At 67.1% G+C, this 20,989-nt stretch carries 17 protein-coding genes; 6 read left to right on the top strand and 11 right to left on the bottom strand.

The genetic code is table 11. The features are described 5' to 3' along the window. The first annotated feature begins 20 nt into the window (after positions 1-20). The 3 genes from ACGFR7_RS00915 to ACGFR7_RS00905 all read left to right on the top strand — a co-directional run bounded on the left by ACGFR7_RS00915 (position 21) and on the right by ACGFR7_RS00905 (position 3,850). The gene (locus tag ACGFR7_RS00915; protein WP_393311557.1) at positions 21-1,805 is read left to right on the top strand and encodes a beta-ketoacyl synthase N-terminal-like domain-containing protein; all 1,785 of its coding nucleotides are present in this window, start codon (positions 21-23) and stop codon (positions 1,803-1,805) included. After that, positions 1,802-3,040: a cytochrome P450 gene (locus ACGFR7_RS00910; protein ID WP_393311555.1), complete on the top strand. Its 1,239-nt coding sequence runs from the start codon at positions 1,802-1,804 to the stop codon at positions 3,038-3,040. Before ACGFR7_RS00915 ends, ACGFR7_RS00910 begins: the two co-directional genes overlap by 4 nt. A 114-nt stretch (positions 3,041-3,154) precedes the next feature. Further along, positions 3,155-3,850: a formyltransferase family protein gene (locus ACGFR7_RS00905; protein WP_393311553.1), complete on the top strand. Its 696-nt coding sequence runs from the start codon at positions 3,155-3,157 to the stop codon at positions 3,848-3,850. Between the two features lie 387 nt (positions 3,851-4,237). Here the strand turns inward: ACGFR7_RS00905 and ACGFR7_RS00900 are convergent, their stop codons facing one another. The 7 genes from ACGFR7_RS00900 to ACGFR7_RS00870 all read right to left on the bottom strand — a co-directional run bounded on the left by ACGFR7_RS00900 (position 4,238) and on the right by ACGFR7_RS00870 (position 13,178). Next, positions 4,238-5,023: a glycosyltransferase family 2 protein gene (locus ACGFR7_RS00900; RefSeq protein ID WP_393311551.1), complete on the bottom strand. Its 786-nt coding sequence runs from the start codon at positions 5,021-5,023 to the stop codon at positions 4,238-4,240. A gap of 364 nt (positions 5,024-5,387) precedes the next feature. Further along, on the bottom strand, positions 5,388-6,200 hold the full coding sequence (locus ACGFR7_RS00895) for a GntR family transcriptional regulator (protein WP_393311549.1): 813 nt from the start codon (positions 6,198-6,200) through the stop codon (positions 5,388-5,390). 547 nt (positions 6,201-6,747) lie between these two features. Next, positions 6,748-7,407 (bottom strand): YceI family protein, encoded by a 660-nt coding sequence (locus ACGFR7_RS00890; protein ID WP_393311547.1) that lies wholly within the window; start codon positions 7,405-7,407, stop codon positions 6,748-6,750. Positions 7,408-7,933: 526 nt separating this feature from the next. Next, on the bottom strand, positions 7,934-8,965 hold the full coding sequence (locus ACGFR7_RS00885; protein ID WP_393312606.1) for a S66 peptidase family protein: 1,032 nt from the start codon (positions 8,963-8,965) through the stop codon (positions 7,934-7,936). A gap of 387 nt (positions 8,966-9,352) precedes the next feature. Continuing rightward, positions 9,353-10,543 (bottom strand): acyltransferase family protein, encoded by a 1,191-nt coding sequence (locus ACGFR7_RS00880; RefSeq protein ID WP_393311545.1) that lies wholly within the window; start codon positions 10,541-10,543, stop codon positions 9,353-9,355. Between the two features lie 26 nt (positions 10,544-10,569). Further along, a complete protein-coding gene (locus ACGFR7_RS00875) occupies positions 10,570-11,037 on the bottom strand; it encodes a hypothetical protein (protein WP_393311543.1) in 468 nt (155 codons plus the stop codon). Between the two features lie 1,166 nt (positions 11,038-12,203). Further along, on the bottom strand, positions 12,204-13,178 hold the full coding sequence (locus ACGFR7_RS00870; protein WP_393311541.1) for a zinc-binding alcohol dehydrogenase family protein: 975 nt from the start codon (positions 13,176-13,178) through the stop codon (positions 12,204-12,206). Positions 13,179-13,293: 115 nt separating this feature from the next. Between ACGFR7_RS00870 and ACGFR7_RS00865 the strand changes: the two genes are divergently transcribed. Further along, on the top strand, positions 13,294-13,887 hold the full coding sequence (locus tag ACGFR7_RS00865; protein ID WP_393311539.1) for a TetR/AcrR family transcriptional regulator: 594 nt from the start codon (positions 13,294-13,296) through the stop codon (positions 13,885-13,887). A gap of 376 nt (positions 13,888-14,263) precedes the next feature. Here the strand turns inward: ACGFR7_RS00865 and ACGFR7_RS00860 are convergent, their stop codons facing one another. Both ACGFR7_RS00860 and ACGFR7_RS00855 read right to left on the bottom strand, forming a co-directional pair. Next, positions 14,264-14,863, bottom strand: coding sequence for a YdcF family protein (locus ACGFR7_RS00860; protein WP_393311537.1), 600 nt, complete (start codon positions 14,861-14,863; stop codon positions 14,264-14,266). A 175-nt stretch (positions 14,864-15,038) separates the two neighbouring features. Further along, a complete protein-coding gene (locus tag ACGFR7_RS00855) occupies positions 15,039-16,343 on the bottom strand; it encodes an erythromycin esterase family protein (protein ID WP_393311535.1) in 1,305 nt (434 codons plus the stop codon). Between the two features lie 408 nt (positions 16,344-16,751). Here ACGFR7_RS00855 and ACGFR7_RS00850 point away from each other — a divergent pair, with 408 nt between their 5' ends. Next, complete coding sequence (locus tag ACGFR7_RS00850) at positions 16,752-17,027, top strand: hypothetical protein (RefSeq protein WP_393311533.1); 276 nt, start codon at positions 16,752-16,754, stop codon at positions 17,025-17,027. Between the two features lie 323 nt (positions 17,028-17,350). On the opposite strand, the gene ACGFR7_RS00845 is transcribed toward ACGFR7_RS00850, so the two are convergent. Together ACGFR7_RS00845 and ACGFR7_RS00840 are read right to left on the bottom strand one after the other, a co-directional pair. Next, positions 17,351-18,379: an SAM-dependent methyltransferase gene (locus ACGFR7_RS00845; RefSeq protein ID WP_393311531.1), complete on the bottom strand. Its 1,029-nt coding sequence runs from the start codon at positions 18,377-18,379 to the stop codon at positions 17,351-17,353. A 58-nt stretch (positions 18,380-18,437) separates the two neighbouring features. Continuing rightward, positions 18,438-19,658, bottom strand: coding sequence for an ATP-grasp domain-containing protein (locus tag ACGFR7_RS00840; protein WP_393311529.1), 1,221 nt, complete (start codon positions 19,656-19,658; stop codon positions 18,438-18,440). A 448-nt stretch (positions 19,659-20,106) separates the two neighbouring features. On the opposite strand from ACGFR7_RS00840, the gene ACGFR7_RS00835 reads away from it, so the two are divergent. Then, a complete protein-coding gene (locus ACGFR7_RS00835; protein WP_393311527.1) occupies positions 20,107-20,877 on the top strand; it encodes a YqcI/YcgG family protein in 771 nt (256 codons plus the stop codon). Positions 20,878-20,989 lie beyond the last annotated feature (112 nt).

Here is a 20,989-nt window from a genome sequence, read left to right as displayed (position 1 = left end):
ACCGAAGCAGGAGCCTTCGCATGACCGACAGCCCCGAGCAGGACTACGACCCCGGTGATGTGGCCGTCATCGGCATGTCCCTGCGAGCGCCCGGAGCCCGCACCAAGGAACAGTTCTGGGACAACCTCGTACACGGCAGGGAGTCCGTGTCGTTCCTCGCCAAGGACGACATCCACGTCGACGAGACCTTGATCCACAGCCCGTTCTACGTCCGGGCCTGCGGCGTCCTCGACACCTACGACAAGTTCGACCCGTCGGTGTTCGGCATCAGCGACCGGATGGCGGCCGCGATGACCCCGGAGAACCGGCTGTTCCTGGAGAGCGCATGGGAAACGCTTGAGGACGGCGGCTACGACCCGGACCGGGTCAAGGCCGAGATAGGCATGTACGGCGCCAACAACCCGCAGACCGCGGCGCTCTACAGTTCCCCGCCGGACCGGGTGTCGGTCGGCCCCGAGGCGATCGAGGCCAGCCTGGCGTGGTCGCCGGACACCATGACGTCCAACGCGCTGTACTACATGGGGCTCACCGGCGAGGCCGTCACCGTTGCCGCGGTCTGCGCCGGCTTCCACTACGCGGTGCACCTGGCCTGCCAGTCACTGCTGCTCGGCCAGACCGACATGGCGGTCGCCGGTGGCGCGATGGTGCGTCTGCCCCACCCGCGTGGTCATCTGTGGGAGGAGAACCGCATCCTGTCCAAGGACGGCCACTGCCGCCCGTTCGACGCCAACGGCACCGGCACCGCGCTGTCCAGTGGTGTCGTGACCGTGCTGCTCAAGCCGCTGGCTCAGGCCGTCGCCGACCGTGACCACATCTACGCCGTGGTCAAGGGTTCGGCCGTCAACAACAACGGCGTCAGCGCGATGGCCTACGGCCTGGCGCAGCCCGAGCGGCTGAGCGCGTGCATCGCCAACGCCATGGAGGTGGGCGGCGTCGCACCGGACACCGTGTCCATGTACGAGGCCAACGGTCTCGGCATGCCGATGACCGACGAGCTCGAAGTGCACGCGGCGGGCATGGCGTTCGGCAAGCAGACCGGCACCACCTCGATCGGCGGGGTCAAGGGCAACGTGGGGCACGGCGGTGTGGTGTCGGGCGGCTTCGGTGCGCTGAAGGCCGCGATGGCCCTGTACCACAGGAAGCTCCCGGCCACGATCAACCTGACCGAGGTCAACGAAGACCTCGACCTCCCCAGCACCCCGTTCGTGCCGCAGCTGGAGACGGCGGACTGGGAGACGGAGTCCGGCGTCCGCCGCGCGGGCATCACCTCGATCGGCGGCGGTGGCTACAACGCGCACCTGGTGCTGGAGGAGGCACCGACGGTCGCCGAACGCGCCCCCGAGGCCGACGGCAGGCCCCGGCTGGCCACCCTGTCCGCCCTGGACGACGAAGCGCTGGCACGTCAGCGCGCAAGGTTGAAGGACTGGCTGGAGGCCCACCCCGACCTGCGCCTGGACGACATCTGCTTCAGCCTCAACCTGGGCCGCAAGGTGATGTCCCGCCGGTGGGCGGCCGTGGTCCGCAGCCGTGCGGAGCTCATCGCGGCGCTGTCCGACGACTCCCCCCGAGGCCTGGCCACCGAGACCGCTGCCGCGCCGCGCGTGGATCCCGATTCCTTCCGCCGCAACGACCACGGGATCGTGCGGTCCGGTACGGACGCACCGGCGCTGTCCGAGCTGGCCGCCGCCTGGGTGACCGGCCAGCAGGTGGACTTCGGCTCGCTGCACCTGGGGGAGGCCAGCCACCGCGTGCCGCTGCCGACCTACCCCTTCCAGCCGCGCCGGTTCTGGCGTACGGACTGGTGACCGTGAGCACACCGGCACTGGACGCCGTGGACCTGGGCGACCCGAACACCTTCGCGGACCACGAACTCGACCGGTTCTGGCGCACCCTGCGGGACACCGCCCCGGTGCGCTGGAACCCTCCGGTCGACGGCCGCCGCGGATTCTGGGTGATCTCCCGCTACGACGACATCATGGCCACCTACCGGGACGACGTGAACTTCACGTCCGAGCGCGGCAATGTGCTCGTCACGTTGCTGGGCGGCGGTGACGCAGGAGCCGGCCGGATGCTGGCCGTCACCGACGGGCACCGGCACCACGAGTTGCGCAAGATCCTTCAGCGGGTGCTCTCGCCGAGGGTGCTCAACGAGGTCGCACGGACGGTGCGGGTCAACACCCGGCAGTTGATCCGCGAGGCGGTCGAGGCCGGCGGCTGCGACTTCGCCGAGCAGATCGCGAGCCGGATCCCGATGACCACGATCTCGAACCTGCTCGGCGTGCCCGAGCAGGACCGGGACTTCCTTCTCTCCCTGACCAAGACCGCGCTGTCGACCGACGACGAGGACGTCGACGAGGTCGACTCCGAAATGGCCCGCAACGAGATCCTGATGTATTTCATGGACCTCGTCGAGGAGCGGCGCGAGTCGCCGGGCGATGACGTGATCAGCATGCTGATCGGCAGTTCCATCGACGGTGTGCCCCTGTCCGACGAGGACGTCGTACTCAACTGCTACAGCCTGATCATCGGGGGCGACGAGACCAGCCGGCTCACGATGATCGACTGCGTCCACACCCTCGCGGGCCGGCCCGGGCAGTGGCAACGGCTCAAGCACGGTGCGGTCGCCGTGGAGACCGCCGTGGACGAAGTGCTGCGCTGGGCGTCCCCCACGATGCACTTCGGGCGCAGCGTCGTCCGCGAGACCGCACTGCACGGCGTACGGATGCGGCCGGGCGAGATCGTCACGCTCTGGCACGCCTCCGGCAACCGGGACGAACGGGCCTTCGAGCGGCCCGGTGAGTTCGACCTCGGCCGCACCCCCAACAAACACCTGGCCTTCGGCTACGGCCCGCACTTCTGCGTCGGCTCGTACCTGGCCAAGGTGGAGATCTCCGAACTGCTGATTGCACTGCGGGACTTCACCACCGGATTCGAGCGGACCGGCGAGTCACTGCGCATCCGGTCCAACTTCCTGACCGGGTTCTCCACCCTGCCGGTGCGGTTCCGGCCCGATCACTCCGGGCTGAGAGAGGTCGGCTGATGAGCGGTCCCTTCGTCGGCACCGGTACCGCTTTCAACTGGCTCTGTGCCTTGGCGGAGCGTTCTTACCCCTCCTGAACAGACACCCGACCAGCGACCGCAGGGAGCGCGAGTGATGAACATCTACATTTCAGGACGAGGGGCATTCGCGGTGCAGGTCGCGGACGCCCTGCTGGATGAAGGGCACAAGATCGCCGGCGCGGCCGCCCCCCGGCTGCGCAAGGGGCACTCCGACGAGAGCAACGCGATGTCCTGGGACCGCCTACGCTCCTGGGCGTACCCCCGGGACATACCGTGGACGGACTCGGCCGAACTGCGCGCGAGGCATGTCCCGGACGGGGTGGACATCATCGTCGCCGCGCATTCACACGCTTTCCTCGGCCGCCACACGCGGGCCAGGGCCGCAGTCGCCACCATCGGCTATCACCCCAGCCTGCTTCCGTTGCACCGCGGCCGCGACGCGATCCGATGGACGATCCGCGACGGTGACAAGGTGACGGGCGGGAGCGTCTACCACCTCACCGAGCGCACCGACGCCGGCCCGCTCGCCGCCCAGGAGCACCTGTTCGTGCCCCCTGGCTCGACCTCGCAGAGCCTGTGGCGCGAGCACCTGGCCCCGCTCGGTGTGCGGTTGCTGTTGAAGGTGGTCGCCGACCTCGCCGCGGGCAGGCGGATCGAGGTCCCGCAGGACGAGAAGGTAGCGACCTGGGAGCCCGCGATGGACTCGCCACCGCTGTTCAAGCCCGAACTGATCGCGCTGCCCGGAACGGCGTGTGTCGATGGCAGCAGGTGGGCACTGCACACGCAGTGACAGTCAGTTCGAGGGAAGGGACAGTTCCCGGACGTTCCGTCCGCTGACGTACCAGGCGGCATTTGCGCACCGTGAGCTGAACCCGAGCTGAACCCGAGCCTGGTGAGGATGCGATGGACCTGTCCTTCAGCCGTGCGGAGGGGGCGATGACCAGGCGCGTTGCGATCTCCCTGTTGGTCAGGCCCTCGGATGCCAGCTCGGCGATCTGCCTCTCTCGGCGTCAGGTCCGAATCCTCATCGCTCGTTTGCCGTTGCTCGCCGGTCGAGGTCACTGTCTCCAGTGCGTAGTCGACCGCTGCCTCTTCGGACAGGTCGCAGCCGCGCTGGAACGCGGTGGGGTGGCGGTCGTCGCCCGTACTCGTACTCGTGGGTCCCGGACCGCGGCCTTCAGCGGCCGGGCGGGTCGTATGGTGGCACTGCGCCGGGTGTGACGGCCGACCAGGCCCGAAGAGCATCAGCGCGTTCCTGGATCAACGACATCCGGGCTTCCCACTCCGGCCCGTTCTGGTGATCAGGGTGCGTGGTGATCTGGCCTCCGTGTTTCCGGTACAGGAGGCCGGTCTCGCCGATGAACCATCCGTCCGCCAGAGCGTCGAGTCCGAGCAAGAGACCCGTGTCACCGGAAGCCGGCAGAGCCATCCAACCGCCGAGCAGTGCCAGGAGAGGGCGCCGGACACACAGCGTGGCGGGGTGGATCCGGGGACGACGGTGTTCGGCCCAGAACCCGTACGCACTCCCCCGTGGAAGCCGGCCGGGCTCCGGGTCACCGAGTTCGAAGGAGACGGTGCTGCCGTCCTCAAGGAGATCGATCGCTCGTGAGGTGGTCCACCCCACCGCCGGATGCTTGTCCAGGACGGCGATGTCGCGCGCAAGAGTTCCGGGAGTGAGTTGGTCGTCGGCGTCCAGGTTCTTGACGTACCCGCCAGTTGACCGGGCGAACGCCATGGTCCGTGCCACATGCGGGCCGCCGCGACGAGACGCTGAGATGCGGATGCGCGGGTCGCCCGCGGGGAGTTGGTCCGAGGCATGGACGTCGGCTCCGTCTTCCTGCACACACCACTCCCATGACCAGCCGTCAGGAAGAACTTGCGCGTGCAGAGACGCGTACGCATCCGGGAGAAAGTGCACCCCTTCGCCATGCACCGGGGTGACGATCGAGATCAGCCTGTTCATGAGAACCGTCCTGTGAAGCCCTGCGACAGACTCCGGCGCCGGCCGGGGCCGCGGAGATCCGCCAACCTGGGCGGAAACACTTCGTCCAGTACCTGGGGAGACGCGGACATCGACCGGGAGGGCCAAGACCGGGAGGCCAGTCGTGCCGTCCTCCTGCACGCTCCGTTCCCGTTCCCGTCGTTCCCGTTCCTGTTCCTGTTCCTGTTGCCGCCCCTGTTGCCGTTGTCGTTGCCGTTCCTGTCCCCAACCCCGTTCCCGTTCCCGTCCCGAGGGCATGGCCTGAGAACAGAGCGATTCATACGCCTCAAGGAGACGATCGTCCTGCTCCCCGACCCGGACGGGGGCATGGTGCTGACAACAGGCATTAGCTCCAACGCTCCAGCTGTGTGGTGTAGATCAGCTCGATACGATCTGCGGGAAGGGGGATCTCGGTGACCTCGACGGGTTTGCCTTCCGTCGAATAGCTGACCTTGCGGATTCTGATGAGTGGTACACCCGGCGGAATATCAAAAACCCGCATCTCTTCAGGTGTGGGCATGCCCGCCGTTACACGATCTACGATCCTGTCCAGCTCCACTCCAATGGTGTAGAGCTGGTGCATGGTGCCGCCCGGCCAGGGCTCGCGGGTGGGATCCAGGAGGTCTGGGTTGCCGCTCACCAGGTCGTACGGGAGGTAGCTGACCGAGCGGCCGGCGCCTGCCTTCTGGGCATGGCGTCGGGTATAGGTACGACGCAGAACTCGTGTTCCCGGTGGCAGTGCCAAGGCCTCGCGAATCTCTCGGGGTGCCTCGATGACCGCGTAGTCCGCACGGTCCTCATCGAGGTCCTGCAGGGGGATTCCTGAGTCGGCCTCCGACACTCCCGCGACCGAGCGCTCGCATTCCGGCAGCCGAACTGCTGATTTCTCCGCGTGATAGCGGGTGTTACGGCGCCTCTTGTGCGGAGGCGATACGCGCACCCAGGTGTTTCCGCCTGCCGGCCCTGACAGGACACCCTTCGCCTTCAGGCTCACAACAGCCTTGCTGGCGGTGTTTTTGTTGACGCCGTACTCCTGGGCCAGGGCGGCAATGGTAGGCATCTGGTCGCCAGGGCGCAGGGTCCCGTTCTCGATCTGCGCGAGGAGCGCGGCGACAACTTTCTGTGCGCCGCCGACGGCACTCGTCGCGGGCTGGGTCATGGCCACACCTTCGCAGATCGACCGCGTCGAATCAACACCTTCCTAGGAAGGTGGCCTCGGTCCGGGAAGTCCGTGAGAGGTCGCGAGAAGTCCGCGAGGGATCGCGAGGAGTCCATGAGAAGTCGCGAGAGGTCCGTTGAGAGGTCCATGCCGGCCTCTTGCGTGATCTTCCCGGCCTCGCAGCCGGTGACGTGCCGTTCGTCGAGGCGTCAATGAACGGCACGTCACCAAGCACACGTAACGACGGAGCGAGGAGGAGAGCCGCGCCCCCTCCCCCCGTGCCCGCGATCTGCTGCACGACGGCATCGAGCCGGCCATCAGGGCCCTTCCGGCTCGCTCGCTGTCCCCCGGCGCCTTGCTCGGGACCGCCAGCTGCATATGGTTCGACACCGGTCAGGCTGAGCGGTGTCGTCGTCGGCTGTCAGGCCCTGCATGAAGGCAGTGCGTCAGCGACGAGCATTGCGCTTCCAACCGATTCCGTATGACGGCACGCAGCCCGCCTCGCCGAGGGTGTAGGCGTACGCAACGCAGGGGCCCGCAGGGGCAACTACGCAAGGGGTACGGACCGGATCGCGGAGATATCGAACTGCAGCCGGACTCTCTCGCTCACCATGGCGCCGCCCGCTTCCAGGCGTTGGTTGTAGACCAAGCCCCAATCGGTGCGGTCGATGGTGGTGGTGGCGTCGAAGCCGGCCCGCTCATAGCCGAACGGGTCCAAGACGGAGCCGAGGTAGGCGAGTTGGAGCTCGACCGGCCGGGTGATGCCGCGGATGGTCAGATCCCCTGTCATGCGGAAGTTCTCTGCGCCCTCGTGGATCGTGGAGGTGCTGCGGAACGCCATTTCCGGGTAGCGGTGTGCGTCGAAGAAGTCGGTGCCGATGAGGTGTGCGTCCCGCTGTTCCACGCCCGTGTCGACGCTGGCGACCCGAATGACGAGTTCCGCCCGGGACCGGGACGGCTGAGCTCCGTCGAAATACAGCGCGCTGTCGTAATCGGTGAAAGCACCCCGCACCGTCGTGACCATCGCGTGTCGCACGGAGAATCCGATGCGACTGTGCGGGCGGTCGATGGTCCATTCTCCGGTCAGCGCGCGAAGTGCGGGGTCGAGTTCGACTCCGGTGGCCTCGGCCGCCGGGAAAGGCGTACGGGGGCCAACAGTCTGCGTCGGCTCGGTAGTCGCGCTCTGGCGACGGCTGAAGATGCCCATGCGGACGTAGCCTCCCTTGAATCGGATCACTCCGTGCTATCACGGCATTGACAGGCGCTACACGGCGAGATGGGCGGCCCCGTCCGGATTCCATGCCCCCGACTGCAAAGCTGCACAGGATCGACACGAAGAGGGAATGCACTGACGGATCCCACGAACCGCCGGATGGCCTCCCGGCGCCGCGGGATCCTCGCGAGGTCACCCCGGCCGCGAGCCGCGTCCCGGGATGCGCCGTAGTCGGCGGTGCGGTCGATGCGCCACAGCTACTGGTCGGGCAGTCCGGCCAACGCTTCCGTGGCCGCGCCCTCTCGGCCCCGCACCCGCCGGAGTCGAACGGCTCGCGTCCCGACAACTCGTGGCCGCCGCCTGTCACGGGAGTTCCACACCAGGCCCAGCCGCCCGCCTGGGCGCAGCACGCGGGCGGCTTCCGGGACCGCCCGCTGCGGGTCCACCCAGTGCTGCACAGGTTCCGGAACATCCGTCTGCTGCCGCCGTTTCCGGGTGGTGAGGAGCCTGACCTTGTGTATCAGTCCAGGGTCTGGGTGAGCTGGCGACGGGTGGACGTGTGCACAAGGTGGCCGCGCGCCCCGTTGACGATCGGCATAAAGGGCGGAACGTGTCCGCATTCCACGTCGGCGATGATCGGCACATTCAACGGGCCCAGGGCGTCCAGCACGGCCTGGTGCTGGGACAACGAAGGGGCAGCCGGTGCCGAGGTCCGTCCGACGATCACCGCATTCGCTTGGTCGAAGAAACCGGCCAGCCGCATGCCGTGCAGGTTGCGGCAGATGGTGAAGACGTCGTCGTCGCCGGTCGCCTCCACGTATACCAGCAGCCCGTCCGCGGCCTCGGCCCGTGCGAAGGCGGACACGTCGAGATAGCCGGTCCCGGTGAGATTGCACAGCGTTTCGATGCACCCGCCGATCAGCCGTCCCTCGACGTCCACGTCTCCGCTCCCGTCCAAGCGGATCCATGTGCCGGGTGTATCGAGCGGGCACTCGCGCACCTCGGGCAGGGCGGTGTAGTCGTCCCAGCCGGTGGTTCTGTGGTAGCCGGGCGGGGTCTGTGTGAATCGGTGTCCCTGTGGCGCCACGACGATGTCGAGCCAGGACATCAGCCCCTCGGGGACCTGATAGGGCGTGTCCATCAGGTTGTTGCCGTGAATGGTCGCGGACCCCGTGAGGAGGGTCAGTGGGGTGATGACGGTCGACAGATCGGAGAACCCGACGATCCAGGTCGGTTCGGCGACACGCAGTTGGTTCAAGTCGAGCAGTGGCAGCAGGTCAATCGCCGTCTCTCCTCCCCAAGGAGGCACCACTGCCCTGACGCGGGGATCCGTCAGCATCGACATCAGCTCGTCCGCACGCTCGGGGGCGGGAGCACTGACGTGTCCCGAGCCGTCCATGCACCGGCCGAGAATTACCTCAAATCCGCGTGCCTCGACTTCCCGGATGGCCACGTCGAGGCGCTTGCGGAACTTCTCGTTGACTCCGCTCGACGGAGAGGTGACTCCGATACAGTCACCGGGACGTAAGGGGCGGGGGTATCGAATTGGCATGCACCGGATTCTGGCACGGCGCGACGTCCGCAGGGCAATGGATTTCGGCGCGTGCCCTCCGCAGCGCCGCCCGGTCTGCCGATCACGTCCGAAGCCAGGCGCGGAGTGCCGCTGCCGTAACGGTGCCCGGAACGGCATAACCGCGCTGGTCATACCGGGTCGCCACAGCCTGAATTGCTTCACCGGCTTCGCCTGCTTCACCGGCTTCGCCTGCTTCACGTGCTTCGCCTGCAGGCCGGCCGGCGCGCGAACCGCGCTTACGGAGCGGTTCTGACGGCGCGCCTCTCAGGCCCGCTCCGGCGGGTGGGCCGCGGCCGGTCCGGACCATACCCCCACCCGCATGGGGGGAATATGCGCGCGAGCGTGCGCTGGTGCCCCCGGTCGTACCTATGGAACATAAACCTTGTGGCGCTCGGTTCGATCAACACGTGCGCGGATTTCCGCTTCGGCGCGAGCAGGGGTACGCGTACGGTCGTAGTCCATTGAGTGTGCTCGCATCTCCTTCATGCTTCTTTTCATCGCGCGCCGTAGTTTTCTGCCGATCGGGCGTTCCACATAACGATGGATGATCCAGGAGATCGCCAGCATGAACCCAGTGATTGCCGGAAGGAGCAGTCCGGCCGGAACATGACGGCGCAGTAGAGCGATCAGCGTAAACCCCACATACATATGTATCAGGTAGAGCGGGTAGGTGAGGTTCCCGGCGGTCGTCAGCCATCTCCATCGCAGCCGGTCAAAGGCTCCCAGAGCGATGGCCCCCATCATCACGAACGCGATCAGGATCGTCAGACGCGCCGGCCATTCCTCCACCAGACCGGCTTTCGCGCCGAGGTTGGTCACCAAGCGGCCGTGGACGTAGTGCTGGGCGAGCAGGAATGACACGGCCACGATGGCCCACAACAAGGCGTTGGGCCTGAATCGATGGATCAGATAAAAGGCGATTCCGGCGATGAAGTAAGGAGAGTACTGCGAGACCGCCCAGGACGTGAGCAGTTCATTATGAGAACCCAGCGAAAAGATCCCGGCCACTGTCCACAGGCCGCAGAAGAGCACGCACCTCCGGTAGGTGACACCGCGGAATATGACGATTGCGAACAGCAGATAGAACTTCAGCTCGACGAACAGCGTCCAGTAGACATCATCGAGATCAGGTACCCCGACTCCTTCTTGGAGCATGGTGAGATTCGTGAGGATATTTTGCCAACCGCCGACACTGCGGACATCCGGGAACGCCGTCAAAACTGCCGCTGTCAGCAGAACCGCAGTCCAGTAGGCCGGGTAGAGCCGTGAAACCCGAGATGTCACGAAGTCACCGAGCGAACGCCCCCAGCCGCTCATGCAGATGACGAACCCGCTGATCAGGAAGAATATTTCTACGCCGAGCCAGCCATACTCCGAAAGATGATATACGGATGACGATATGGCTTTGGGATCTTCCCCCCAGCCATCCCGCAGCGTGATGTAGTGGTACGCCACCACCAGCAGGGCAGCCACGAAGCGCAGCCCGTCCAGCACGTAAAGCCTCGGCGATGGATCCTTCGGAGGAGCGGAAGAATTTTTCGGCGCGGTGCAAGCCATTCCGGTCCTTACAACGGAGCAATGATTTACAGGGCAGGGTCGCGTCGGAATTTCTGGTTCGGTGCAGCCGTGGCATTTGGTCGTGCCACGGCGGTGGACGGAAGTTCCGCCGGTTGACGGCGGTGGCAGCTTGCTGGAGCTTGATGGTTCATCAAGCTCCAGCCACTCGCCCCATGGCCGGACATCGCTGATGCGAATTGCGGGGACATCAGCAACACCACGCCGCCCCGTCCGGCCGCAGCGCCTCCCGTTTCGCGAAAGCCGAGCCAGGTGGTGAAGTTGCGTCCGCCGGCCAACGACGGCATGGGTGACTGGCGAAGTTTCCGATAGCGGCCATCAACGTGGTCGGGGATGGCCACCGGACTGACGGCGCGTCCAAGGCCGGACGGCACTCTGTGCCGGGACAGGCGTGGCCAGAGCCAGATGATCAGGCCAGAGCACAGCGCCGTTGCTGTCACTGCCAGGGTGAGAATCTGCTGGCCGGTGAGAGACATGGAGCACTTTCTGTGGGGGCGGCTACCTCTGCACGGGCGAACCGCGGCAGATCGTCGTCCTCGCACCCCGCGACCGGAGACGCACGGGCGCTCAGCGCTGCAACAGCCCCTCCCGTAAGAAGGGTTACGGGTGGGAGCGATTGCGTGAGGTAAGAGGGAACGCACCCGGCCGAGGTTGCTTCACCGCTGCAACCTTTGAGCCCGTGACACAGGACAGCGTTGCCCAGAGCCCGGCGCCGGTGGAAGCCAAAGCTGCCCCTGATCGACACTTCCACAGTTCACAGCACCCGCACCTCGACTCAGGTCAGCAAACCATCAGCAGCGTTCCTCTCGCTGCCTGATGCAGTCCCCCGGCCGACCTCGACCTTCACAGCAGCCGCGATCGAACCGCCGAGCAGCGGCAGGCGCCTTGCCCACTTCGCCTGCCCGAGCCCACTTCGCCTGCCTGAGCCCACTCCCCCGTCCCCCGCACGTCGCCATCTCCCTTTCGGCCAGGCCCACCGCACATCGCCGGCCCCGCGCGCTGGCGAGCCCGTGCTGGCGAGCCCGCGCTGGCCGGTCCGTGCTGGCGAGCCCGCTGGACTTCGCTCCATCGCCGCTGACAGTGCGCGTCCCACACGCGCGATCTTCATGGCGATGCGACCAGTAGTGGGGCAGCGGAGGCCCAGATGACGGCTGGCTGCGCGAAATCGGTGCTCGAGTACGACGGCAACAGTCCTCCTCGAAGACCAAAGCACGACGACATGGGAGCACACCACGAACGTCATCCCGCCTGGCTTCGTTGATCTCTAGGAACAGCGTTTGTCGACAGGTTCCGGAGTCACTTGATGACCAATGAGCCCGTGGATGACGATGAGACATGACGGCACTGACGTGGCCGCGAAGGCAGGACGGCCAGCCGCCCGTTCAGGGCGACTGGCCGTCGGTGACAGGTAGGGGCAGATGCCAGGGTCTGTGTCCTGAACCGCTGATCTGTCACTTTCTGTGGCTGATAGGAAGGTTCCTCCACGAGCCGATCTACGCGGGGCATGTTCGAGCGCTGGGGAAATGGTTCCGGCGGCACTCGGGAGCACTCGGACGCCCGTGGTACACGCTGACGTAGAGCTGAGTCTGGCCCTCGCCGCCTGTCAGCCATGGCAAAGGGCGTTCGGACCGTCCCGGCCGCCTTACGGGACGGCCAGTATGCGGCCCCGCTGTGCACGGTTCTCCAGGATCCGGTGCACCTCGCTGGTCTCGGTCAACGGCAGCCGGGCGTGGACCGCTGCGCGTAGCAATCTCTGGGCGGCGTACTCGGTAAGTTCAGCCAGGGCCTTCACTGCGCGCTCGGGGTCGGCCGCATGCGCGGCCATGAGGGAGAACCCCGTCACGGACCTCAGGGCGAACAGGTCGGTGACGGGAATGCTGCCGAGCTCCCCGCTCGCGGCTCCGTAGGCCACCAGCCGACCGTACGGGGCCAGTACGTCCAGGCTGCGGCGCAGAACCTCACCGCCGGCCGCATCGAGGACGACATCCACTCCGCCGGGCACGGCCAAGCGGACCTGCTCCGGCCAGTCCTCGTCGGTGTAGTTGACGCCGATGTCGGCGCCCTGGGCTCGGGCGAAGTCAAGCTTGGCACTCGTACTGGCCGTGGCGATGACCGTGCCCGCGCCGAGGATCTTTGCGAGCTGCACGGCGAGGTGGCCGATGGCGCCTGCAGCGGAGTGGACCAGTACGGTCTCGCCGTGCGCCAGCTGCCCGGCGCGCAGCACGCCCAGGGCCACCGGCGCGACCATGGGGAGCGCGCTGGCCGTGCCGGCGTCGAGCCCGTCGGGTACCGGGACGAGCCACCGCGCGTCCGCGACGATGAGATCGCAGAAAGCGTCCTCCGAGGCCGTGGCAACCCGCCGTCCGATCAGGCCCGGGTCCGTGTCCGGCCCGACCGCCTCGACCGTGCCCACCACATCACCGGTGAGGGATCTGGGTAAAGGCCGCGGGTAGAGCTCGGCCTGGGCCATGCCGCGCCGGAGCTGCGTGTCCACGAAATTGGCGCCGATCGCCTCGGCCCGGAGAAGCACCTGCCCCGCCTTCGGAACGGGCGCCGGAGCCTCTTCCATGGCGAGGACCTCGGGGCTGCCGTAGGAGTGGTAGCGGATTCGTCGCATGGCAACTCTCCTTGAACGGGGCGGTATCCTAAACTGGACCGGTGGTCCAATTCGGACCGTACTGGACTGGTGGTCCAGTTGTCTATGGGCATGGTCCTGGATGAGGAGAGAACTGATGGCGGAAGGCCGCCGCGAACGCGCCGACGCGGCACGCAATCGGCGCGCGATCCTGAAGGCCACCGAGAGACTCCTCGCCGAACACCCTCCTGAACAGGTCTCGGTGGAACGCATCGCTGCCGCGGCGGGCGTCGGCAAGGGCACCGTGTTCCACCGCTTCGGCAGCCGCGCGGGCCTGATGCGGGAGCTGATGCTGGAACGCGCTCACGCCCTGCACGAAGCGGTGACGGACGGCCCCCCACCACTGGGCCCGGGCGCCCCTCCCAGTCAGCGACTGCTGGCCTTCCTCGACGCGGTAGTGGACGTGGTCGGCCGGAACAAAGGCTTGCTGGCCGCTCTCGGGCAGGCGGCGACAGCCCCCCGCGACGCCCAGGAGGATTCGCGCGAACAGCACTCGGTCTACGGGTTCTGGCACGGCCACATCAGCGCGCTGATCGCCGAGGAACGCCCCGACCTGGACGCCGAGTTGCTGGCCCATATCCTGCTTGGCGCTCTGCAGAACGGACCCATCGTGCGCCTGCTGGGGCAGGGAGGGACTAGACGGCTTGCGGTGTCGCTGCGGCTGTTGGTCACCCGCATGCTGGAGGGGTGACGGCCCGCCGGGGACGCTGCACCTCACGGTCGAAGAACGGTCGTCTCCCACTCGGGTGTCACTATGTGATCGCGTCCGCGGGAGACCTCGCGCAGTGCCTGCCGAGCGCGAGCCCTCACATCAAGGTCGTCGACCATGCCCCGCAGCCCGCGTCGTCCGCAGCGGACGGACGGTCCGGCGTCCCGTGGGGCCATGGAGCCCCACCGTCCACGCTCTCCTCGGCCACCTGCGGGAAGCGGGATTCACCGGCGCTCCGCTCGCCCACGGTTGCCGGGAATTCAGCCGGCGTGTACCGCTGGGCTCGCGTGGCGGCAGTCGGCAGACAGCAAGCGGCAGACAGCAAGGAGTCCCTGCGTTCACCCGCGGTCGCGGCTGGCTACAGCGAGGCCTTCCGTTCGTCGGCCTTGAGACCGCGCAGTGTCCATAGGCCGTACAGAGCCAGCAGCGGCTTGGCGGCCATCCACTCGCCAGGGCGGTAGTCATCCGCGCGCACGAGCCTTGCGGCAAGGTCAGGGCGCTGCCGCCGCAAGTACGCGCGGGCCTTGAGCGCGTGAGCCGGCTGGGAGACGAGTTTGATGCGGTCGACGTCCTCAAGCAGCGGGATGACGTTCGTGATGTTCTCCCATGTCGTCGTGCTTTGGTCTTCGAGCAGGACCGTGCCGTCGAACTTGAGCACCGATTTCGCGTAGTCAGCCAGCAACTGGGCCTCCGCGGCGCCACTGCTGGGCGCACCGCCACTGAAGATCACGCGAGTGGCACGCGCACTGTCAGCGGTGACGGAGCGAAGTCCGGCACGGACTCGCCAGCGGTTGATGAAGTTCGCCGTCGCCTGAGGGTTCCGGTACCCCAGCACGACCACGGCCTCGGCAGCGCCCTCGCGCTTCCCCACGAGAGTTCGAGACCAGCTCCAGTTCAACCACTCGCCCCAGGCCAGGGCTGCAGCCCCAGCCATCGCCAGCCCTGTCCTTCGTCGCATGCGGCGACTCTAGGGCACCTCGGTATCGGACCGAAGGCACCCACCGCGCCACGAACGACGCATTCGGTAAGGACGGCTGAGGGTGCCGCGCTTCGGTGGCTGGCGGGGAGCGCGGCGGATGCGTGGTCAGGCGGGGCCTTGGACCGGCGGCCCCGCCTGCTCGGGCGCAGTCCGGTCAGAAGCGCACTGTGCGGTCCCTGGTGACCGTCGGGACGGCGATGACGGCATCGAACGCGTCAGGGACCGGGGTGCTCAGATGGGAGCTCTGGAACCGGATTCCGTTGAGTAGTGGTGTTCCTTGGGCGTTGCGTGGTGTGTGGCGCAGATCGGTCAACGTGATCCGGTCGGCGAGACCGGCGTCGGTGAGGGCGGCCTCGACGCTGCCGGGCTCAGCAGGCTCAAGGTGGGCTTCGGCAAGGGTGAACCCGACCGCGACGCTCTGGTCGGGGTACATCTCCGGCACATGGTCCGCGGTGTGGACGAGGGCCACGGTGCGGTAGTCCTGGCCGAGCATCCCATGCAGGTACTTGCCCATCGGGAGCGTGGTGAGTCCGCCCGCGAAGTCCAAAGAGAACGCCGTCTTGTGGATGTGGTTGTTGTGTGCCGCGAGGACGATCCGGGTCCCCGGTTCGGTGTGGTTCAGGTGCCAGCGTACGGATTCAGCCATGTAGATCTCGCGCACCGACAGGTCCGCTGCCAGGCCCCGGCCGGACATCAGGGCATTCATCGCCTGGAACATGTAGTCGGTGTGGCAGGCCGCTTCCACTCGGCGCCGGGCGATGTCGAAGCGGCTCTGGCCGCTGCGGGAGACGTAGAGCGGTTCGGCGGCGCGCAGTCGCAGCAACAGCCGCGCCAGTACGGCAGTCAGTTCGTTCTGCTCGGCCACCGGAAGACCGGCCCAGGCAGGCCCGGCCGCAGCGCCGGAGCCGCAGCCCTTGAGGAACCGGTCGCTCACCTCCAGGATCCTCTCGACGAGGCGGAGCGCGTCGGGGTCCACCTCGCGCAGGTAGTCGGCCACCGGCTCCAGGGCAGGCCGTAGCGCCCCGCCGGCCTCGGGGACGTCGATGCCGGCGAAACGCAACGGGTGCTTGCGGGTGCGGTTGTGGCGGCGGAGCCAGTGCATGAGGTCCGCGGCGCCCCATTCGGCGGCGGCCGGGCTCACCGTCGCCAGGTCGCCGTCGTCTCCCTCGCCCTGCAGCCACCGGTCGAGCGGGAAGGCTTCGCTGAAGCCGAACTCCATGGCGAAAACGGTGAATCCGCAGCGCTCGGCGAGAAAGCGCAGCACTCGCTGGCGTGCGCGGGAGAACTCTTCGACGAAGTGGGCGCCCTCGCCGATCGCGACGACGCGGGCATCGCCGATGATCTCCCGGAGGACTTCGAGATCGTCGAGGGGCTGCTGCGGATCAAGGGTGGTCAGGGGGTTGGAGTGGGCACGAAACCAATCGGCGAGCACGGTCCGGGCGGAAGGATTAGCAGGCACAGCTGTAACTCATTTCTCGGCTTGGAGTTCAGGACACAGCGGTTCGTCCGCCTGCGGCGGAAGAACGGTGTGACGATGCGCAGACGCAGCCGGCGCCGGGCTCCGGGCCAACGGCGCGCCGCATCTGTCGACGAACTCCGTCAGAGAAAGTTGCTGAAGATTGCCATGATCGAAAACTAGCACCGGGTGTTGTGCACACGCACGCGAATAATCCGGCGCTTGATCGCGAGGCGGGAGCGTCCGTGGCGGGCTCGGCCACGGTGAGTACGCCCGGCCGACCGGCCGAGCTCTCTCTTCCAAGCGGTGAGCAGACCCCTCCACGTCCAACGAGGGGACCACGAGAAACGGCGTCCTAACATGGCCGCGTGGACGTCTCAGAACTTTCCGCCGAGGCGCGGTAGCGGCGCAGTGCGGAGATACGGGCGTCGGCGTCAGCCGCAGCACCTGTACCTGCCGGCCGGGCTGAATCCTCCGCAGGCGGCGCCCGCGGACCGCGCGGTACCGGCCGGGATCCGCCGGGTCATCGACGGCTGGCTGCCGCGGCCCGCGTACGTCATCGACCGGCACTGGAAGCTGGGCGCCGTCAACCGGGCTGCCCAACTGGTATTCGGCTACGGAGAACTTGACCACAGTTGCCTGGCCAGCTTCTTCACGCGGTCTCGTCGGCTCGTGCCGGTCACGTGAGCGCCGCGGCGGGCGTTCCGCCGCAGCCGGCAGAAGGGGCAAGGGGGCGGCGCCCGTGCCGGCCGCCGTCCCACTGGCCCCGTCGGCCTGCTGCCCCGGCCTGCTGATTGTGACGCCCTCGGTCACGGGCTCGGGGGCGGCGGTCTTACCGCCGTCAGCCGGGATACCGGCGGGCCGCCGACGGCGTTCCCATGGGTGGTGCCCTCATACGTGGTGCCCCCATGAGTGGTGCCCCCATGAGTGGTGCTCCCATGGGCAGTGCTCCCACGGGTGGTGCACGCCTACCACCTCCCCCTTGTGTGACCTCTGCACGGCATGCTGACTCACTCCCCCGTACGGGGAGTGAGCTCGAAGAGATAGCCGTTGGGGGGTGCGGTGCTCGGCTGCACCGAGCGGCACTCCCACCCGCTCTCCTCGAACGCCTCGTGCCACTGCTCGTATGTCGGCAGGTAGTCGCCCATCAGGGCGTGGACCGCCTCGAATCCGAGGGTGAAGATCGTGGTGTCCCGCCCGGGCAGTTCGGTCGTCCGGACGACATCGCAGATGAAGAGGCGCCTGGCCGAAGGGAACGCGGTGCGCAAGCGGCGCAGCGTGCGTACGCAGCTGTCGTGGGGCCAGAAGTCGTGGCCCATGAAGACGCAGGTAACCGTGTCGACGTCGGCGAACTCCGGGCGGGGTTCGAGGGCGAGGACGTCGCCCTGGAGCACAGTGATCCGGTCGGTGAGGCCCGCCTCGTCCACGGACTCGGTGGCCAGTTGCACGGAGGCGTGGGAGATGTCGACACCCACCCCGCGCGCACCCGGGTGGTTGCCGAGGATGCGGATCAGCCGCTGCCCGGAGCCGCAGCCGAGGTCGGCGACCTTCTCGACGGGCGGGTCGGCCAGCACCCGGTCGAAGAGGGGCTCGACCTCTTCCTCACCGATCAGCCGCGAGCCGAGGGCCACGGCACGCATGTCGCGGTGGTAGAAGGTGCCGGTCCTGCGCTTCGTCGAGGTGACGTCGGGCGCGGTGCTGAACAGTTCGCCGCAGCCTTTCACCAGCCAGTAGATGTAACCGCGGGCGGCATACGCCGCGTCGAACAGCGCTCCGGGTATGACCAGTTCGTCGTTCTTGACCTCGACGACGTTCGCCCAGTGCAGTGTGCGGTGGATGCTGCGTATGACCCCGTCGTCGAGCCGTTCGTCACCGCCGTTCCCGAACGGCGCCTCGCCGTGCTCGGCCAACTGGTCCAGAATGCCCAGCTGTTCCGCCGCGGACAGCGCCGCGGTGGCGACATAGGAGGAGAAGAGATCCGCCACCGGCCCGCGGGTCCACTCGGCCGGCTCCGGTGCGGCCGTCCTGGACGAAGACATGCTGTGCCACCCTTCGTTTCGACTGTGCTGATCCGGTCGCCGTGCGACCGGACGGTGGTCAAAGGCCGCGCGACACCACGGGTGCCATGTGGTCCCTCACCTGGTTGAGCCGCTGGACCACCTCGTCCTCGCTGTCCCCGCGCACGGAGATGATGGCCACGGCGTCGTTGCAGTTCTCGGGTTCGGACAGGGTGTCCCCGGGGCCGGCCATGATCTGGCACTCCAGCACCCATGGTTCGTCCGGCGGCGTCAGTGGCTGTTCCAGTACGCCGGCGCCCGCGTAGATCACCGTGAAGCCGGTCAGATGGGCGGCAGGAGCAGGTGACGCCGGAACGGTGCCCTCGACCTGCGCCTGGATCACCGCCTCGTCCAGATTGACGCCGGTCCGGGAGAGGAATCCGGCGATGACGCCGCCACCGCCGGCCCGTGCCGCGATCTCGCAGAAGACGATGTCGTCGTCACGTACGAACATCTCGTGGTGCGTCACCCCGGTGAAGCCCGGGTGGGCGGTCAGGACGCGCTGGTTGAACTCCAGCAGCGCGTCGAGTCGCGGGCCCGGCGCGACGGCCACATCGCGGCACGGACGCAGCTCGGTGTAGGACGTGGTCTCGTCGATGTAGCGGCCGGCGACGGCCGCGACGACCTCGGAGTCCTGGACCACGCTGTCCACGTGGTAAAGCTGTCCGTCGATGAACTCCTCGGCCTCGAACTCGTCCAGCCGGTCCCGTTGTTGAGCGGTGAAGGCGTGCACCTCGGCCGGATCGCGCAACACGAAGATGTCCCGTGATCCACTGCCCAGCCGCGGTTTCGCGACCACGGCGGTCGCCCTGTCCAGCAGGTCGAGGGCGGCTCGTTCGCTGAACGCGGCGAACTCGGGTACCCGGACGCCGTGCCGCCGTAGGTGCTCCTTCATGAGGACCTTGTCCCGGAAGTGCAGTGCCTGGGCCACGGTCTGGCCGGGGAGGGCAAGTTCCTCGCGCAGCTCGGCCGCGGGCAGCAGAAAGCGTTCGGTCACGGCCACCAGGCGATCCGCCTTCCGCCCCTTGAACGCCGCCTGGTATCGCACCGCGTCCTTGAGCGCCGCCATGTCGTGCGCGTCCACGGCAAGGACCGATTCCAGCTCGTCACCGACCGCCTCGGTCACCTTGGCCAGCGAGGTGACGAGCCGCACCGCGTACCGGTCGTGCGGCAGGAAGCCCCTCCCGCTCTCGTCCCGGTAAAAGGAATACCCGATCCGGTCGAGCAGAAGGACGGATAACCTGCGTTTTTCATAACCCATTACGTTCGCAACCCCCGGTGCGCCCCACAGGCGTGTCCACCCGCACTATGCGAATTACTCTCGGGTACTTCAGGAATGCCGCTGCCGACTTGGTCAGACTTTGTGCGGCTCGGCGGAGAGATACGAGATCAAACTCGGATGGCGACCTTAGACGGATGCCCCAACTAATGTCCAGCAAATTTTCGAAGAGTGGTAAATGTACGCCGGTTCCTGGCAGGTCGCACCATTCGCCCGTTTCGTTGAAACTCGACCGAAGTACGTCAACCTTCTCCTCCACTGAACGCCCGTGACCAGCACGAAGACTATTTCCAGTCACAAAACAAGCCAAGATCAACCATGCTTGACGATCACTTGTTCACACTGTTAAATGAGTGAATCTCTGCTGAATGGACAGTTTCGATATCGCGTCGCCCGAGGTGGTGGAACGTAAGTCGGCCGCACCGGGTGAGTGATAGCGGAGAAGGGGGAAGGTGATTCCGTGGGTCGCCTATGGAACTCCGGAGAGCAATCCTTAGAGAGGACTCCAAGACGGTTTCCGGACTGGGCTCCGGACGTTTACGAGTCCTTCGAGGGAAAACTGCTCGACACAGCACACAGTTATCCCTGTTATTTCGGTACGCAGGGACAGCAGCGCGGCCACAACTGGTTCACCGTCGTCGATCCGCGCTTCCCGGAGGAGCACGGGGTGCCGGCGCTGGCCGACGCTCTGAAGGAGTTCCGGGAACGCGCCCGGACGGGGCCGAAGCGGCAGTCGTTAATCGTTTTTGTGGGGCCGCCCGATCCGGAGGCCCAGCTCGCCGATCACCAAACCGCTTTCTGGACCCTCCTCAGGGACCTGAGCGCCATCGACACCTCGCCCTGGCCTCCCGGATATCCCGCCGACACCGGTGATCCGGCATGGCAGTGGTGCTTCGCCGGATCCCCCTGGTTCACCTTTATGACCAGCCCCGGCTACCGCGACCGCCGAAGCCGCGACCTCGGGCCGTGCCTGACGATCGTCCTCCAGACCCGCAGGGTCTTCGAAGGCCTCAGCGGCTCCACCGTCGCGGGCCAGGCGGCGAAGCGACGCATCAGAGAAGACCTGGAGCGGTACGACGCCCTCGCGCCGCATCCGTATCTCGGAGACCCCATGTTCTCCTCCACCCACAAGTGGCGGCAGTACGCGCTGCCCGACGACCAGACGGTGGGAACTCCCGAGAAGTGCCCGTTCGTCAACTGACCTCGGCGCCGCTACGGCCTGCCCCGCCCTGACGCGCCCTGCCGCGCCGCACCACCGCTCCACCACGGCTGCGCACCAGGCCGACGCGTGCTCCGCCGATCCGACCGGTCGA

The sequence above is a fragment of the Streptomyces sp. NPDC048516 genome (assembly GCF_043199875.1).
Classification (GTDB): Bacteria; Actinomycetota; Actinomycetes; order Streptomycetales; family Streptomycetaceae; genus Streptomyces.
The sequence above is the reverse complement of the archived record's forward strand: the minus strand, read 5'-3'. Positions and strand labels throughout refer to the sequence as shown.